This window comes from Amycolatopsis sp. NPDC028719, from assembly GCF_055565395.1.
Genome location: NZ_JBVHUL010000004.1, coordinates 674,203 through 690,930, shown reverse-complemented (window position 1 = coordinate 690,930; position 16,728 = coordinate 674,203). Strand labels below are relative to the sequence as shown.

The window sequence follows — 16,728 nt, the reverse complement described above, 5'->3', positions numbered from 1 at the left end:
AAATGGCTCACCCCGCGGGCCCCAGGCACGCCGACGTCTACCCCCACGCCGACACCTCCGGGCTCCAGCCGTCCGGGGTCGAGGAGCTCGACAACCTCCCCGCGAAGGTCTGGCCCCGCAACACCTTCCGCGCCGCCGACGGCGTCGTGCGGATCGCCGGGGTCGACGTCCGCGAGCTCGCCGAGAAGCACGGCACGCCCCTGTTCGTGGTCGACGAGGCCGACTTCAAGTCCCGCTGCGCGGACTACGCCGAGGCGTTCGACGACCCGTCGCTCGTGCACTACGCGTCGAAGGCGTTCCTGTCCATCGAGATCGCCCGCTGGGTGGCCGAGCAGGGGCTGAGCCTCGACGTCTGCAGCGGCGGCGAGCTCGCCGTGGCGCAGCGCGCGAACTTCCCGGCCGAGCGGATCACCTTCCACGGCAACAACAAGTCGCCCGCGGAGCTCGAAGCCGCGATCGTCGCCGGGGTCGGCACGATCGTGCTCGACTCGTACTTCGAGATCGCCCGGCTGGCCGACCTCGCCGCGCGCCACGACGTCGTGCAGGCGGTGCTCATCCGGGTCACCGTCGGCGTCGAGGCGCACACCCACGAGTTCATCGCGACCGCCCACGAAGACCAGAAGTTCGGCTTCTCGCTGGCTTCCGGCGACGCGGCCGAGGCGGTGCGCCGGGTGCTCAACGCGCGCTCGCTCAAGCTCGTCGGCCTGCACAGCCACATCGGCTCGCAGATCTTCGACGCCGACGGCTTCGAGGTCGCCGCCCGCCGCGTCGTCGGGCTGCTCGCCGACCTCGCCAAGGAGCACGGCCCCGAGCTGCTCGACCAGCTGAGCCTGGTCGACCTCGGCGGCGGCTTCGGCATCGCCTACACCGAAAAGGACAACCCGCCGCCGCCGGCGCAGATGATCACGCAGATCCGCGAGATCGTCCGCAAGGAGTGCGCGTACGCGGGCCTGCCGGTGCCGCGCATCGCCGGCGAGCCCGGCCGCGCCATCGCCGGTCCCGGCACGGTCACGCTGTACGAGGTCGGCACCATCAAGGACGTCTCGCTCGGCGACGACCTGTCGCGCCGGTACGTCAGCGTCGACGGGGGGATGAGCGACAACATCCGGACCGCGCTCTACGACGCGGTGTACGACGTCCGGGTGGTTTCCCGCTCCGCGGGCGACAACGACCAGCCGGTGCAGGCCGTGCTGTCCCGGGTCGTGGGAAAACACTGTGAGTCCGGCGACATCGTCGTACGAGACTGCTGGTTGCCCGACACGCTGGCTCCCGGCGACCTGCTGGCGGTCGCGGCGACCGGTGCCTACTGCTACTCGATGGCGAGCACGTACAACCGGCAGCCGCGCCCGGCCGTGGTCGCCGTGCGCAACGGCGGCTCCCGGCTGCTGCTGCGGCGCGAGACGACCGACGACATGCTTCGCCTGGAGGTCTGAACACTGTGGCTGCCCCAGAGGAACGGCGAGCCGTCAAGGTCGCCCTGCTCGGCTGCGGGACCGTCGGCAGCGAAGTCGCCCGGCTGCTCTCCGAGCAGGCCGACGAGCTGGCCGCCCGGGCGGGAGTGGCGGTCGAGCTGGCCGGCATCGCCGTCCGCCGCCCGGACAAGCACCCCGAGCTGCCGCCGGAGCTGCTGACCGCCGACGCCGAGAAGCTCGTCACCCGCGACGACGTCGACGTCGTGGTCGAGCTCGTCGGGGGCATCGAGCCGGTGCGCGGCTGGCTGCTGGCCGCGCTGAAGGCCGGGAAGTCCGTCGTCACGGCGAACAAGGCCCTGCTCGCCGAACACTCCGCCGACCTGTTCGAGGCGGCCGACGCCGCGGGCGCCGACCTCTACTTCGAGGCCGCGGTCGCCGGGGCCATCCCGCTGCTGCGCCCGCTGCGCGAATCCCTCGCGGGCGACCGGATCACCCGCGTGATGGGCATCGTCAACGGGACCACGAACTACATCCTGTCCGCGATGGACTCGACCGGCGCCGGCTACGCGGAGACGCTCGACGAGGCCAGCCGCCTCGGGTACGCCGAAGCCGACCCGACCGCCGACGTCGACGGCTACGACGCCGCGTCCAAGGCCGCGATCCTCGCGTCGCTCGCCTTCCACACGCGCGTGACGGCTTCGGACGTGCACCGCGAGGGCATCGCCGACGTCACCGCCGCCGACCTCGGCGCGGCCCGGATGCTCGGCCGCACGGTCAAGCTCCTGGCGATCTGCGAACGCGTGGCCGACGACGACGGCGTCGAGTCGGTCTCCGCCCGCGTGCACCCGGTGATGATCCCGCGCAGCCACCAGCTGGCCGGCGTGGGTGGTGCGTTCAACGCCGTCTACGTCGAGGCCGACGCCGCCGGCGAGCTGATGTTCTACGGCCAGGGCGCGGGCGGCGCGCCGACCGCGAGCGCGGTGCTCGGCGACCTCGTCGCGGTGGCGCGCAACCTGGTGGCCGGCGGCCGCGGCCCGCGCGAGTCCGCGCACGCGGCGCTGCCGGTGCGGCCGATGGGCCAGACCCCGACCCGTTACCACGTAAGCCTTTCCGTGGCCGACCGCGCCGGCGTGCTCGCCCAGGTGGCGCAGGCGTTCGCCGGGCACGGCGTGAGCATCGCGGCCGTGCGGCAGAGCGACGTCGGCGACCGCGCGAGCCTGGTCGTGGTGACCCACCAGGCCCCGGACGCGGCCCTGCAGTCCACTGTGGACGAAATTGCCAAGCTCGACGTCGTCCACGAAGTCGTCAGCGTCATGCGGGTGGAAGGCGAAGACCAGTGACAAGCCAGCCCTGGCCGGGAATCATCGAGGCGTACCGGGACCGCGTCCCGGTCCCGGACGGGGCGCAGGTCGTCACGCTCGGGGAAGGCAACACGCCGCTGCTGCCCGCGCGGCACCTGTCCGAGCTGACCGGCTGCGAGGTGTACCTCAAGGTCGAGGGCGCCAACCCGACGGGCTCGTTCAAGGACCGCGGGATGACCGTGGCGATCACGCACGCGCTCGCGAGCGGCCTCAAGGCGGTGATCTGCGCGTCGACCGGCAACACGTCCGCCTCGGCCGCGGCCTACGCCGCCCGCGCCGGGCTCACCTGCGCCGTGCTGGTGCCGCAGGGCAAGATCGCGATGGGCAAGCTCGCCCAGGCCGTCCTGCACGGCGCGCGAATCCTGCAGGTGGACGGCAACTTCGACGACTGCCTCGAGCTGGCCCGCAAGACCGCGGCCGACTACCCGGTCACCCTGGTCAACTCGGTCAACCCGGTGCGCATCGCCGGCCAGAAGACCGCGGCGTTCGAAATCTGCGACGCGCTCGGCGCGGCGCCGGACATCCACTGCCTGCCGGTCGGCAACGCGGGGAACATCACCGCCTACTGGGCGGGGTATTCGGAGTACGCGGCCGACGATGTGGTGAAGAACACGCCGCGGATGTTCGGCTTCCAGGCGGCCGGTGCGGCGCCGCTGGTGCACGGCGAGCCGGTGCGCGACCCGGACACGATCGCCACCGCGATCCGGATCGGCAGCCCGGCGTCGTGGACGGCCGCGGTGAAGGCGAAGGACGCGTCCGACGGGCTCTTCGAAGCCGTGACGGACGAGAAGATCCTCGAGGCGTACCGGCTGCTGGCCGGGCGCGAGGGCGTGTTCGTCGAGCCGGCGTCGGCCACCAGCGTGGCCGGCCTGCTCGCGACGGCCGCCGACGGCCGGCTGCCCCGCGGGTCGCGCGTGGTCTGCACCGTCACCGGCCACGGCCTGAAGGACCCGCAGACGGCCCTGGCGGGCAACGTCGAGGTCGAACCCCTCGCGGTGGACCCCTCGGCGGTCGCGGCGGCGCTGGACCTGCGGTGAGCGCCGGCTCGCCAGCGCCCCAATGTGGCGTTCGGTGCGTCTCACGCACCCAACGCCACATTGGGAGCGTCCCACGCACCCAACGCCACATTGGGGCGCTCCGGTGACCGGGTTCAAGGTCACCGTCCCCGCGTCGACGGCGAACCTCGGGCCCGGCTTCGACGCCTTCGGCATGGCGCTGGGCCTGCACGACGTCGTCGAGGTGCGGGTCACCGACGCCGGGCTCAAGGTCGAGGTCATCGACGCGGGCGCCGGCGGGGTCGAGGACGTCCCCACCGACGAAACCCACCTCGTCGTGCGGGCCATCCGGCGGACCTGCGCGCACCTCGGCGTCGAGCCGCCGGGCCTGCACCTGCGCTGCTACAACGCGATCCCGCACGCGCGCGGGCTCGGCTCGTCGGCGGCCGCGGTGGTCTCCGGAGTCGCTGCCGGGTACGCCCTGGCGGGCCGGGACCTCGACGAGTTCGGCGCGCTGCAGCTGGCCGCCGGCTTCGAAGGCCACGCCGACAACGCCGCGGCGAGCCTGTTCGGCGGGCTCGTCCTGGCCTGGTGCGAAGGCGCGGAGTTCCACGCCGAGCGCCTCGAGCCGCACGTGGCGATCCGGCCGGTCGTGGCGGTGCCGTCGGTGCGCTCGGCCACCGCGACCACGCGCGGCCTGCTGCCGGCCACCGTGCCGCACGCCGACGCCGCGCACAACGCCGGCCGCGCCGCGCTCGCCGTGCGCGCCCTGACGGCGAAACCGGAGCTGCTCCTCGCGGCCACCGAAGACCGCCTGCACCAGCACTACCGGGCCCCCGCGTACCCGGCGAGCGGCGAGCTGGTGACGACTCTGCGTGCACGCGGAGTCGCGGCCGCCATCTCCGGCGCGGGTCCCACGGTGCTCGCGCTGACCACGGCGGGAATACTGCCGCCCGGGGTCGACGTTGAAGGCTTCGACGTCTTCGAGCTGCCCGTTGATCTCGCAGGTGTGCAGGTTGCGGCTCAGTAAAGGCTGGGTCACGTGGCCGCCACCCCGCCCGCCACGCGGGGGGTGGTTGTTGCACCCGGCACCGGCGCGGTCTACCCTCGGGGGCGTTCGATCACCGTGCGTTTCCGCACCCGATGCCGGTCCCCGGATCGCATCCTTCGTTGATCCGCCGAATCCGCACCGCCTGGCAAGCGGGGTAACGCGGAGGAACGCAGGCGGGTTTCCGGTTTCGGCGGTGCCGAATTCCGTGTCCTCCGAATGGAGGACGCAAACCCCTGTGGTGGAGGCGCTCCAGCTGTGTTTCGCACGGCCGAAGAGCTCATCTCCCGTATCGGGGGGCAGATACGCCGGTTCGCGATCAGAAGCGAGCGGCAGTCCGCTGATCCGCCTGGAGGCGTGGATCGGTCAGGAAGGACATGTGTGAGCAACACCGATCTTTTGAGCGACGTGGGTAGCAGCGCCGCGGAGTCGAACGGCACCACCCCCGCTCCCAAGAAGACGGTCGGCGGGTTGACCGGGAAGACCGTGGCGGAACTGCGTTCGCTGGCTGGGGAGCTCGGCGTCGGTGAGACGACGGGCATGCGCAAGGGCGATCTGATCGCCGCGATCCGTGAGCGTCAGGGCAAGTCTCGCAAGCGTGCGGCCAACGAGACCCTGCCGCTGGAGGGCGTCGGCGAGCCGGTCAAGGCCCCGAAGCGGGAGCCCAAGGCCCAGGCGCAGTCGGCGCCGGCCGAGACCAAGCCGGAGCCGAAGGCCGAGGCCCCGGTGGCGAGCGCCCCGGCTGTGGACGCCCCGCCGCAGGCCGAGCGCCCGCAGCAGGACAAGCAGGACGGCCAGCAGAGCCAGGACGGCCAGCCCGAGGAGGGCGGCCGCGGCCGTCGTCGTCGCGGCTCGAACCGGGCCGCCGGGTCGCCCGACAGCCAGGGCGGCGGTGACCGCCAGGGCGGCGGCGACCGTCAGCAGGGCGACCGCCAGCAGGGTGACCGGCAGCAGGGCGACCGCCAGCAGGGCCAGGGTGGTGGCGGGAACAACCGCGACCAGCAGCGCCAGGGCGGCGGCCGCAACGACAGCCGCAATGACAACCGCCAGGACGGCAACCGCCAGCGCAGCCAGCAGGACGGCGGCAACCGCGGCGGCCAGGACAACCGGTCCCAGCAGCTCGACGACGACGAGGAAGGCGGCCGTCGCGGCCGTCGCTTCCGCGACCGTCGTCGCCGGGGCAGTGGCGGCGGCCAGCGTGAGGCCGGTTCGCCGGACACCGAGATCCGCGAGGACGACGTCCTGCTGCCCGTCGCGGGCATCCTGGACGTGCTGGACAACTACGCGTTCGTGCGGACCTCCGGCTACCTCGCCGGCCCGAACGACGTGTACGTCTCGCTGTCGCTGGTCCGCAAGTACGGCCTGCGCCGCGGTGACGCCATCACCGGCAGCGTGCGCCAGCCGCGGGAAGGCGAGCAGCAGCGGCAGAAGTTCAACCCGCTGGTGCGCGTCGACTCGATCAACGGGCTGGAGCCGGACGAGGCCAAGCGGCGTCCCGACTTCACCAAGCTGACCCCGCTGTACCCGAACGAGCGGCTGCGCCTCGAGACCGAGTCGCACAAGCTCACGACCCGCGTGATCGACCTGATCATGCCGGTCGGCAAGGGGCAGCGCGCCCTGATCGTGTCGCCGCCGAAGGCCGGTAAGACCACGATCATGCAGGACATCGCGAACGCGATCTCCACGAACAACCCCGAGTGCCACCTGATGGTCGTCCTGGTCGACGAGCGTCCGGAAGAGGTCACGGACATGCAGCGCTCGGTGAAGGGTGAGGTCATCGCCTCGACCTTCGACCGGCCGCCGGCGGACCACACCTCGGTCGCGGAGCTGTCGATCGAGCGGGCCAAGCGCCTGGTCGAGATGGGCCACGACGTCGTCGTGCTGCTCGACTCGATCACCCGGCTCGGCCGCGCGTACAACCTGGCGGCCCCGGCGTCCGGCCGGATCCTGTCCGGTGGTGTCGACTCGACCGCGCTCTACCCGCCGAAGCGGTTCCTCGGCGCGGCGCGCAACATCGAGAACGGCGGCTCGCTGACCATCTTCGCCACGGCGATGGTGGAGACCGGGTCGACGATGGACACGGTCATCTTCGAAGAGTTCAAGGGCACCGGTAACGCGGAGCTCAAGCTCGACCGCAAGATCGCCGAGCGCCGCGTGTTCCCGGCCGTCGACGTCAACCCGTCCGGTACTCGCAAGGACGAGCTGCTGCTCAACCCGGACGAGCTGGCCGTCACCGTGAAGCTGAGCCGGGTGCTGCACGCGCTCGACTCGCAGCAGGCCATCGACCTGCTGATCTCGCGGCTGCGCAAGACGAAGACGAACACCGAGTTCCTCATGCAGGTCTCGAAGACCGCCCTCGGCGGCGGCGAAGACGACTGAGCGTGCTCGACGGAGGCCTCCCCACTCGACCGCGGGGAGGCCTCCGGCACGTTCGGAATACCAGGTCAGCGGGGTGCGTTCCACTGATCGTCAGCCTGTCTGGCAGAATTACCCGCTGAAGTCCGGCGCCGGTTCACCCCGCGAGAACGACTGGGGACCCGGAGCCAACGAGAGAGGACACCATGAAGAGCGGTATTCACCCCGAGTACGTGGTCACGAACGTGAACTGCGACTGCGGAAACAGCTTCACCACGCGCAGCACCAAGACCAGTGGCGACATCCACGTCGAGATCTGCTCGAACTGCCACCCGTTCTACACGGGCAAGCAGAAGATCATGGACACCGGTGGCCGGGTCGCGCGCTTCGAGGCTCGCTACGGCAAGCGTCAGAAGAAGGACGCCGACGCCAAGTAGCTTTTTTCACGGCGCCCACCCGCACGCGCGGGTGGGCGCCGTTTCTTGTCTTGACCCGGGCTGAGAGGTGGCAGAGGTGGATTCGAGCTCGCTCAAGGGGCTGCTCGCCGAACACGCGGAGCTGGAGAGCCAGCTCGCGGACCCGGCGGTGCACGCCGACCAGGCGCGCGCCCGCAAGCTCGGCCGCCGCTACGCCGAGCTGACCCCGGTGGTGCGTGCCGTCCAGGAGCTCGACTCCGTCCGCGACGACCTCTCGGCCGCGAAGGAGATGGCTTCGGAGGACGCGGAGTTCGCCGCGGAGGCCGAAGTGCTGGCCGCGCGGATCCCCGAGCTGGAATCGAAGCTCACCGAGCTGCTGCTGCCGCGCGACCCGTACGACGGCTCCGACGTCGTGATGGAGATCAAGTCCGGCGAAGGTGGCGAGGAGTCGGCCCTGTTCGCCGGCGACCTGCTGCGGATGTACCTGCGCTACGCCGAGCGGCACGGCTGGAAGGCCGAGGTCCTCGACTCGGTGGACTCCGACCTGGGCGGCTTCAAGGACGTCACGCTCTCGATCAAGACGAAGTCGCCCGTCGTCGACGGCGTCTGGTCCCGCCTGAAGTTCGAGGGCGGCGTGCACCGCGTGCAGCGCGTGCCGGCGACCGAGTCGCAGGGCCGGATCCACACGTCGGCGTCCGGGGTGCTGATCTACCCGGAGCCGGAGGAGGTCGAGGTCGAGATCGACCCGAACGACCTGCGCATCGACGTGTTCCGGTCGTCGGGCCCGGGCGGCCAGAGCGTCAACACGACCGACTCGGCGGTCCGGATCACGCACCTGCCGACGGGCATCGTCGTGTCGTGCCAGAACGAGAAGTCCCAGATCCAGAACCGCGCGCGGGCCCTCCAGGTGCTGCAGGCCCGGCTTCAGGCGATCGCGGAAGAAGAGGCGGCGGCGAAGGCGTCCGACGCCCGCAAGTCGCAGATCCGCACGGTCGACCGGTCGGAGCGGATCCGCACGTACAACTACCCGGAGAACCGCATCTCGGACCACCGGGTGAACTACAAGGCGTACAACCTGGACCAGGTCCTGGACGGCGAACTCGACGGCGTCCTGGACGCGCTGGCGACGGCCGACCGCGAAGAGCGGCTGGCCACTTCCGCCGGCTGACTAGCGCGGGATTCCGGCTTCGATCTGCGCGAGCTGGGCGGCGAGGAGCTCCTCGAACGCCGCCCGGCGGTCTGCGCCGAGGGGGCGCACTTCGCGGGCGAAGTGGGACAAAGCCGGGAAGCGCTCGGGGTCGGCGCCCAGCACCGCGACGCGGAACTGTTCCATGCCTTGTTCGTGCTCGGTGGGGGTGACGGTGCTGACCCCGGCCTCGGACGCGATCAGCGCGGCGATGAGGATCGCCAGCCGGTGGTAGCGCGCCGGGATCTCTTCGTCGGGCAGCCCGGACGCGCGCAGGGCCTGCAGCACCTCTTCCATGACGAGCCGGGACCCGGCGCCGCCTGACGCGTAGCGGCCCCAGATCGCGGCGATCTGCGGATGCTGGCCGAAGGCCTCCCGCAAGCGCAGCGCCGTGGCGGTGAGGCGCTGCTTCCAGTCGCCCTCGGGGTGGTAGCCGTCCATGGCCGACACGAGGATCCGGTCGGCGACCGCGCGCAGCAGTTCGGTCTTGTTCCGGAAGTGCCGGTACAGGCTGGACGAATCGGTGCCGAGCGCCGCCGCGAGCTTGCGCACGCTGAACGACTCCGCGTCACCGGTGCGCAGGAGCTCCGCCGCCGTGTCCAGGATTTCTTCGGTCGCCCAACGCCTTCGGCCGGTCATCTCGCCCCTCTCGTCCCAGCCAGTCTAGCTTATGCACTTGCTGTTGCACGCACCGCGTGCATAATGAGGACAGATGGCTGGGGGAGTTCGCTCCCATGGAGGAAGGACACTGTCGTGCAGCACTCACTGGACACCGCCGGACTGGACGCGGCCCTCGAGAACGTCCACCGCGCCGGGATGCCGGGCCTGTTCGCCGAGGTACGGGCCGGCGAGCAGGTCTGGCGCGGCGCCGCCGGGGTCGCCGACGTCGGCACCGGCCGGCCGGTCAGCGCGGACCTGCGGCACCGCGTCGGCAGCATCACGAAGACGTTCACCGCCGCCGCGGTGCTGCGGCAGGTCGAGAACGGCGAGATCGGGCTCGACACCCCCATCGGCCACTACCTGCCGCGGCTGGTCCCCGGCGAGCGCGGTGCCGCGATCACCGTCCGGATGCTGCTCGACCACACGAGCGGGCTCGCCGAATACCTGCCGTACGCCTACCCCTCGCTCAGCGCGTTCCCCGACCTCGCGAAGACCGGGCCCCAGAGCTTCGACGACCACCGGCTCACGCGGTTCGACCCCGTCGACCTGATCGGGATGGGGGTCGCCGCGCCCGCCACCGGCACCCCGGGCGGCGCGCCGGGGGTGTATTCGAACACCGGCTACCTGCTCCTGGGGCAGCTCCTGGAGCACGTGACCGGCACCGCGGCCGAGAAGCACATCACCCAGGACGTCATCGAGCGCGCCGGCCTCCGGGACACCGGGTTCCCCGAGGACACGGACGTCGAGGGGCCGCACTCGCGGCTCTACGAGGCGTGGTTCGGCATGATCGACCCGCCGCGCGACTACAGCGTCTTCGACATGTCGTGGGTCGGGCCGGCGGCGGCGCTGGTTTCGACCGTCGCGGATCTCAACCGGTTCTTCCGCCTGCTGCACGCGGGCGAGATCGTCGGCCGGACGTCGCTCGAGCAGATGCGGCGCACCGTCCCGGTGATCTCCCAGGAGGGCAAGCTGATCGACTACGGCCTCGGCCTGCACCCGATGGAGGCGCCCGGCCAGGCCACGTTCTGGGGCCACGGCGGCACGGTCTGGGGCGGCGGGGCACTCGCCGCGATCCGGGCCGACGGCGAACGTCAGCTGGCGGTCGCCATGAACCTGCAGAGGTGGAACCGCCTCGACTCGGGCGTGCCGCAGCCGCACCCCATCGACCGCGCGCTCGCGGCATTCCAGCAGGTGGCGATGTACGGATGATCGCCACGAACCGTGTGCCTGCAGTGCTGGGGGCCGGGCTCGTCCTGACCGTCCTCGCGGCGATCTTCCCGTTGACCGCCACCTCGCTGCTGGCCGATCACCTTCGCGCCGGCTATCCCGCGTACACCCCGGCGCAGATCGGCTCGGCCGTCACCACCTACCAGGTCCTGCTGTCCGTCATCGGCGCTCTGGGGGTACTCGCCTGGCTCGCGACGATCCTGGCGGTCAGGGCGGGCAAGCGGTGGGCCCGCGCGGCCGCGACCGTGGGGCTCGTGCTCGGCGCCGGCGTGGGCTTGGCGGGGCTGCTGATCCGGGACACGTCCGGCGACACCGGCTTACCGCCGGCGCTGGGCTGGGCCGGGATGGCACCCTGCCTGGCCGGCGTCCTGGCGGTCGCCTGGCTGTGGACGAGGCCCCGCGCGGCGTGACCGCCACGGCCCGCACGCCGTGTCGACCCTCCCAGCACGCGTGTCGGCTTCCTGATCACGTGTGTCGGCCCTTCCCGCACACCGCCGGTCAGGCCGCGCCGTGATCGGAGCGCCGGCACGCGTGATTCCCGGGTCGGCACGCGTGATTGCGGGGTCGACACGGCGCCGTCAGCGGAGGGCGGGCTTCTCCGGCTCGCGGAAGGCCTCGAAGACCTCGGTCACCGGCTCCTCTTCGGGCGCGGCTTCCGCCACCGGCCGAGCCGGCCGCGGGAAGAAGCTCAGCACCGCGAACACGAACGCCAGGAACGTCGGGAACAGCGTCAGCAGCTGGTGCTTCACGCCCTCGACGCCTTCGCCCAGCGCGGACAGCCCGAACTGGCCCACCGCGAACAGCAGCAGGAAGAACACCACGACGCCGTACTCGCGCGCGCGGCGGCGGAACGCCCGCACGCCGGCCCAGCCGATCAACAGCCAGAACGGCACCAGCACGAACAGCCCCAGTGGCGCGGCCAGCGCGGACAGCCCGGAGAACACCGGCACCCGGTACTCCTGGGCCATCTTCGGGAACCCGGCCGACTCCGCGAAGCTGCCCAGCCGGGACGGGCGGGCCGTCAGGGTGTCGATCGCGCCCTGCTGGAGGATCTGCACCGTGCGCGCCGGGTGGGACGCGTAGTACTGGACCACGTTGCGGCGGCTGATCTTGTCTCGGAAGCCGTTGTAGTCCGCGTCGGTCCACGGGTGCGCCGCCCACCAGCCGGTGCCGATGAACTTCTTCGCGCTCGGGGGCAGGCCCAGCGCCGCCAGGTCGGCGTCCGTGTCGTGCTTGCCGTCCACGATGCTGTCGAACACCACGTGGTACATGTTCGCTTCGCGGTACTCGGCGTTGGCCGGGTCGCCGTGGGACTGCACCGCCGCCGTCCCCGCGCCCACGACCACCAGCACGCCCAGCGGCAGCAGCCACCGGGCCCGGCCCCGCGCGCCGAGCGGCCGGATCAGCGCCAGCGCCACCACGAACAGCGGGATCAGCAGCAGCGTCTGCGACTTCGCGTTGATGCCGATCAGCGCACCCACCACGGTCAGCGCGGCGCCCCAATAGCGCCACGCGCCCGTGCGGTTCATCAGCAGCAGGCCGCCGGCCATCAGCAGCATCCCGGCGAACCCGGCGCCCTCGCTGAGCACCGAGGCGAAGTAACCGAAGAACGCCGAATCGGCCATCACGAGCAGCAGCAGCACCGCCGCGACGACGCGGTTGCGCCGGCTCAGCTCCAGGCCGAGGACCGTCGCCGCGACACCGGCCGCGACCAGCACGCACGTGATCGCGCCGAGCACCAGCAGGTTGAGCTCCGCCGACGAGCCGAGCACCTTCCCCAGCTTGCTCGCGAACCAGTCGAGCCACGCCTGGCTCGAGATGTAGTCGCTCTTGCAGGCCGAACCCGGCCCGTAGCTGAAGTGCACGTAGAACTCGGAACTGAGCTCCGGGTGCCGGCCGCCGAGGTCGCACAGCAGGCGCCAGCCGTCACCGTTGTCGGCCATGCCGACCGGCCTCGGCACGAGGAACCGGACCAGCAGGACGCCCAGGGAGAGGACGAAGACGCCCAGGCCGAAGCGCAGTTCACGGGATCGCACTCGGAACAGCGTACGAGATCACGCAGAGTCGGCGGGTGCTGCACCGGGAACGGGCGAAACGGGCCGGTGCCGGAACACCACGTAGTGGTAGAGCAGGTAGTTCCAGAACAGCCCGACGACGATCGCCGCGCCCTTCGGCACCAGCAGGTTGATTCCCGGGAACAAGCGGCTCACCAGCGTGATCACGCCGAACTGGATGACCCAGAGCCCGAACGCCGTCACCCCGAAGAACAGCAGCGCCTGCTTCCGGATGTCGCCGTCCTTCGCGCGGAACGTGAAGTTGCGGTTCAGCGTGAACGACAGCAGCATCCCGGCCGTCGTCGAGATGAAGTTCGCGACGAACGTCGGCACGCCCAGTGTCGCCAGCAGCGCGTAGCCGAGTGCGTCGACGAGCGTGTTGCCGATCCCGACGATCCCGAAGCGGACCTGCGTGGCCGTGACGAACCTCATCGGGCGGCGCTCCGGTTGTCCTCGGCCGTCTCGGGGATGCCGGTGCGGACCGAGGCCACCGTGTACAGCGGCCGGTTCTGGACCTGCGAGTACGTCCGGCCGATGTAGCTGCCGAGCACGCCCAGCATGATGATCTGGATGCCGCCGAGGAAGAACATCGCGATGGTGATGAACGCCCAGCCGGGCACCGCCGTCTCCGGCGCGAACAGCTTCACGCCGACGACGTAGAGCACGCCGAGGAAGCTCAGCAGCGAGATCAGGTAGCCCATCCGCGTGATCATCCGCAGTGGCGTCGTCGAGAACCCGAGGATGCCGTCGGCGGCGAAGCGCAGCATCTTCGTCAACGGGTAGCCGGTGACGCCGGCGTGGCGCTGGTCGCGGTCGAACAGCACCGCCGTCTGCCGGAACCCGACGTAGCTGACGAGGCCGCGCAGGAACCGGTCGCGCTCGCGGTACTTGCGCAGCTCGTCGACGACCTTGCGGTCGACCAGCCGGAAGTCGCCGGTGTTCTTCGGGATCTCGACCGCGGCCATCTTCTGCAGGAACCAGTAGAACGCGGTCGCGGTGAACCGCTTGAACGGCGAATCCCGGCGTGACCGGCGCTGCGCGTAGACGACCTCGTAGCCCTCTTCCCACTTCTCGAGCAGCTCGAGCGCGACCCGCGGCGGGTCCTGCAGGTCGCTGTCCATGATGATCGTGGCGTCGGCGTCCACCAGGTCGAGTCCCGCGGTGACGGCCATCTGGTGGCCGAAGTTGCGGGACAGCTCGACCACCGTGACACGGGGATCGCGCCCGCCCAGCTCGGTGAGCCGCTCCAGGGACGCGTCCCGGCTGCCGTCGTCGACGTAGATGAAGCTGAAGTCGTACCGCCCGGCCAGGGGCGCGGTGACCTCGTCGACCGTGCGGTGCAGCAGGTCGATGTTCGCTTCCTCGTTGTAGATGGGGAAGATGAACGCGACCCGGCGGCGCGTGGTCGGCTCGGTCGGCACTGGCGCTCCCGGGGGTCGGCGTCTCGGGCATCCTAGAGATCGGCGACGCCCTCGGCGAACACGGTCATCCGCTGTCCGTAGTCCTCGGCCGGGCCGAAGTGGACGGCCACCGCGTCCGCCCCGGCCAGGATATACGCCCGGAATCGCGCGATGGCGGCTCCGAGATCGCCGCCGTTCCACTCCATTCTGGCGGTGACCCGTGTTTCGCGGCCGTTTGTCATGCCGGTGAGCTTTTCGGCGCGTTCGCCGACTTCGGCGGGGGACAGGCCCGCGCTCATCCAGCCCGAACCGATCCGCGCGGCCCGGCGCAGCGCGACGTCCGAGTTGCCGCCGACGGTGATCGGCACCGGCCCGGCCGGCCGCGGCTCGAAGTACCCGCCGCGGGGGCCGCGGCCGGTGCGCAGGAGCTCGGCGAGCAGGTCGAGGGTGGCGTCGGTCCGCTTGCCGCGCGTCCGGAAGTCCGCCCCGACCTCGGCGAACTCGGGCTCGTTCCAGCCGGTGCCGACCCCGAGGTCGAACCGGTGCCCGGAGAGCGCATCGAGCGTCGCGACCTGCTTGGCCAGTGCGAACGGCTCCCGCAGCGGCACGATCAGCACCGACGTCCCGAGCCGGATCCGGTCCGTGCGGGCGGCGATGTGCGCCAGCGTGACCAGCGGTTCGTAGACGCCGCCGAAGACGTCGCCGAAGGCACCGGGCGGGATCAGGTGGTCGGGCAGCCAGGCGGCGTGGTAGCCGAGGTCTTCGGCTCGCCGTGCGAGCTCGGCGGGCCGCGCGGGGTCGAGGTCCGGCTGTTCGTTCGGGAGCACGACTTCCAGGAAATGTCCGGTCATGCCGGCGACGTTAGGTCTTCACATCGGTGTGAAGGTCAACCTGCCAGGGGGTCGGAATGCGGATCGGCGAGCTCGCGGGACGCACGGGGGTCAGCACGCGGCTGCTGCGCTACTACGAGGAGCAGGGCCTGCTGACGGCGGCGCGCGACGGCAACGGCTACCGGGCCTACGACGAGGACGCCCTCGTGCGGGTGCGGCAGATCCGGCGGCTGCTCGGGGGCGGGCTGACCACCGAGGTCATCGCGTCCGCGCTGCAGTGTGCCCGCGGGGAGGAGGCGCGCCTCGACCTGTGCCCGGAGCTGGCCGGGCTGCTGCACCGCGAGCTGGCCACGATGGACGACCGGATCGGGGCGCTGCAGCGGCGGCGGAGCGCGCTGGCCGGGTACTTGTCCGCCGAGGGCTGAGGGTGCCTCGATACGCTGGACGGCGTGGGACCGGCGCGTGTCCTCACGGGGGAGTTCCGCCTGGTGTGCCAGGCTTGACGAGGTGAAGGACGACGAGTGAATCGGCAGCCGCTGCGCCTGGCCATCATCGAGGCCACCCGGATTCTCGAACGCGCCGGCGTCGCCTCGCCGCGGTTCGACGCCGAGGTGATCGCGGCGCACGTGCTCGGGGTCGAACGCGGCCGGCTGCCGATGGTGCCGCTGGTCGACCCGCCGGTCATCGAGGCCATCGGCCAGCTCGTCCAGCAGCGCGCGAAGCGGATTCCCCTGCAGTACCTGACCGGCTGGGCGGCGCTGGGGGAGATCACGGTCGCGGTCGGCGCGGGGGTGTTCGTGCCGCGGCCGGAGACCGAGCTGCTGCTCGAGTGGGGCGTCAAGTTCCTGCAGGGGCGCGAGTTCCCGGTGGTGGTGGACCTGTGCACCGGCTCCGGGGCGCTGGCGCTGGCGGTGGCCCACGCCCGCCCGGACGCGGTGGTCTACGCGGTCGACGTCGACCCGCAGGCGCTGGCGTGGGCGCGCCACAACGCGGACGTCCACGCGGACGCGGGCAACACCCCGATCCGCCTGTATTCGGGCGACATCGGCGACCCGACGATGTTCGCCGAGCTCGACGGCCTGGTCGACCTGGTGCTGTGCAACCCGCCGTACGTCCCGGAGGGGACACCGGTGCCCCCGGAGGTCGCGGAGCACGACCCGCCCCGCGCGGTGTTCGCGGAGGAGAGCGGCCTGGCGGTGATCCGCCACGCGATCGCGGCGGGGGCGCGGTTGCTGCGCCCGGGAGGCGGACTGGCCATCGAGCACGACGACACCCACGGGTCGGCGGTGCCGGCTTTGGTGCGGGCGCGGCGGGTGCTGACCGGGGTCGAGGACCACGCGGATCTGACGGGGCGGGCGCGGTTCGTCACGGCTCGCCGGCTGGGCTGAGCAGCCTCGCGCGGCCCCTGGAAATCGAGACGTCGTGAATGACTCATTCACCTCGTCCGGCGACATGAATGAGTCATTCAAGACGTTTGACCGCAGCCGACCGTGCGAGCCGGCGGCGCCACCCCGGCTTCGGCGGGACCCTGGCACCTGACGTTGCCAACGGACCGGCTCGCCGGCTGGGCTGACCCGCCCCGGGGGCGCCCCCCGTCTTCCACGCTACGGGTGGCCACCGACAGTTTCGGACGCGTTTTCGCGTGGCGGCCGGACTTGTCCACAGCGCGGGGCGAGCGCCCCAATGTGGCGTTGGTTGCGTCTCACGCACCCAATGTGGCGGGGGGGGGGGGGGGGGGAAAAAAAAAAAAAGGGGGGGGGGGGGGGGGGGGGGTCGGGGGGGGT

The 16,728-nt window shown here is 71.5% G+C and carries 16 protein-coding genes; 11 read left to right on the top strand and 5 right to left on the bottom strand.

Annotation, left to right across the window (positions count from 1 at the left end):
• Nucleotides 1-2: 2 nt before the first annotated feature.
• The 7 genes from lysA to prfA all read left to right on the top strand — a co-directional run bounded on the left by lysA (nt 3) and on the right by prfA (nt 8,755).
• The gene (gene lysA / locus ACZ4TR_RS21855; RefSeq protein WP_465288723.1) at nt 3-1,433 is read left to right on the top strand and encodes a diaminopimelate decarboxylase; all 1,431 of its coding nucleotides are present in this window, start codon (nt 3-5) and stop codon (nt 1,431-1,433) included.
• A 5-nt stretch (nt 1,434-1,438) separates the two neighbouring features.
• Entirely contained in the window at nt 1,439-2,752 is a 1,314-nt protein-coding gene (locus tag ACZ4TR_RS21850; protein ID WP_465288722.1) for a homoserine dehydrogenase, read from the top strand.
• On the top strand, nt 2,749-3,810 hold the full coding sequence (thrC, locus tag ACZ4TR_RS21845; RefSeq protein WP_465288721.1) for a threonine synthase: 1,062 nt from the start codon (nt 2,749-2,751) through the stop codon (nt 3,808-3,810). Before ACZ4TR_RS21850 ends, thrC begins: the two co-directional genes overlap by 4 nt.
• A 103-nt stretch (nt 3,811-3,913) precedes the next feature.
• Nucleotides 3,914-4,798, top strand: coding sequence for a homoserine kinase (gene thrB / locus ACZ4TR_RS21840; protein WP_465288720.1), 885 nt, complete (start codon nt 3,914-3,916; stop codon nt 4,796-4,798).
• A gap of 399 nt (nt 4,799-5,197) precedes the next feature.
• The gene (gene rho, locus ACZ4TR_RS21835; protein WP_465288719.1) at nt 5,198-7,195 is read left to right on the top strand and encodes a transcription termination factor Rho; all 1,998 of its coding nucleotides are present in this window, start codon (nt 5,198-5,200) and stop codon (nt 7,193-7,195) included.
• Between the two features lie 182 nt (nt 7,196-7,377).
• On the top strand, nt 7,378-7,608 hold the full coding sequence (rpmE, locus tag ACZ4TR_RS21830; RefSeq protein WP_284744227.1) for a 50S ribosomal protein L31: 231 nt from the start codon (nt 7,378-7,380) through the stop codon (nt 7,606-7,608).
• Between the two features lie 76 nt (nt 7,609-7,684).
• Nucleotides 7,685-8,755: a peptide chain release factor 1 gene (prfA, locus tag ACZ4TR_RS21825; RefSeq protein WP_465288718.1), complete on the top strand. Its 1,071-nt coding sequence runs from the start codon at nt 7,685-7,687 to the stop codon at nt 8,753-8,755.
• Here the strand turns inward: prfA and ACZ4TR_RS21820 are convergent, their stop codons facing one another.
• On the bottom strand, nt 8,756-9,412 hold the full coding sequence (locus ACZ4TR_RS21820; protein ID WP_465288717.1) for a TetR/AcrR family transcriptional regulator: 657 nt from the start codon (nt 9,410-9,412) through the stop codon (nt 8,756-8,758).
• 114 nt (nt 9,413-9,526) lie between these two features.
• On the opposite strand from ACZ4TR_RS21820, the gene ACZ4TR_RS21815 reads away from it, so the two are divergent.
• Together ACZ4TR_RS21815 and ACZ4TR_RS21810 are read left to right on the top strand one after the other, a co-directional pair.
• Nucleotides 9,527-10,642 carry a serine hydrolase domain-containing protein gene (locus ACZ4TR_RS21815; RefSeq protein WP_465288716.1) on the top strand — a complete coding sequence of 372 codons (1,116 nt, stop codon included), beginning with the start codon at nt 9,527-9,529 and terminating at the stop codon, nt 10,640-10,642.
• Nucleotides 10,639-11,070, top strand: coding sequence for a hypothetical protein (locus tag ACZ4TR_RS21810; protein WP_465288715.1), 432 nt, complete (start codon nt 10,639-10,641; stop codon nt 11,068-11,070). The genes ACZ4TR_RS21815 and ACZ4TR_RS21810 overlap by 4 nt, the downstream gene beginning before the upstream one ends.
• 168 nt (nt 11,071-11,238) lie before the next feature.
• Here ACZ4TR_RS21810 and wsfD read toward each other — a convergent pair whose 3' ends face one another.
• From wsfD to ACZ4TR_RS21790, 4 genes are read right to left on the bottom strand one after another with little or no spacing between them, the layout of a single operon-like run.
• Nucleotides 11,239-12,696, bottom strand: coding sequence for a glycan biosynthesis hexose transferase WsfD (wsfD, locus tag ACZ4TR_RS21805; RefSeq protein ID WP_465288714.1), 1,458 nt, complete (start codon nt 12,694-12,696; stop codon nt 11,239-11,241).
• A gap of 18 nt (nt 12,697-12,714) precedes the next feature.
• Entirely contained in the window at nt 12,715-13,146 is a 432-nt protein-coding gene (locus tag ACZ4TR_RS21800; protein ID WP_465288713.1) for a GtrA family protein, read from the bottom strand.
• Nucleotides 13,143-14,135, bottom strand: a complete 993-nt coding sequence (locus ACZ4TR_RS21795) for a glycosyltransferase family 2 protein (RefSeq protein ID WP_465288712.1) — start codon at nt 14,133-14,135, stop codon at nt 13,143-13,145. Before ACZ4TR_RS21795 ends, ACZ4TR_RS21800 begins: the two co-directional genes overlap by 4 nt.
• Nucleotides 14,136-14,167: 32 nt before the next feature.
• The gene (locus tag ACZ4TR_RS21790) at nt 14,168-14,965 is read right to left on the bottom strand and encodes a TIGR03619 family F420-dependent LLM class oxidoreductase (RefSeq protein ID WP_465288711.1); all 798 of its coding nucleotides are present in this window, start codon (nt 14,963-14,965) and stop codon (nt 14,168-14,170) included.
• Nucleotides 14,966-15,021: 56 nt separating this feature from the next.
• Here ACZ4TR_RS21790 and ACZ4TR_RS21785 point away from each other — a divergent pair, with 56 nt between their 5' ends.
• Together ACZ4TR_RS21785 and prmC are read left to right on the top strand one after the other, a co-directional pair.
• Nucleotides 15,022-15,369, top strand: coding sequence for a MerR family transcriptional regulator (locus ACZ4TR_RS21785; protein WP_465288710.1), 348 nt, complete (start codon nt 15,022-15,024; stop codon nt 15,367-15,369).
• 96 nt (nt 15,370-15,465) lie between these two features.
• The gene (gene prmC / locus ACZ4TR_RS21780; RefSeq protein ID WP_286002373.1) at nt 15,466-16,332 is read left to right on the top strand and encodes a peptide chain release factor N(5)-glutamine methyltransferase; all 867 of its coding nucleotides are present in this window, start codon (nt 15,466-15,468) and stop codon (nt 16,330-16,332) included.
• The last annotated feature ends 396 nt before the right edge of the window (nt 16,333-16,728 follow it).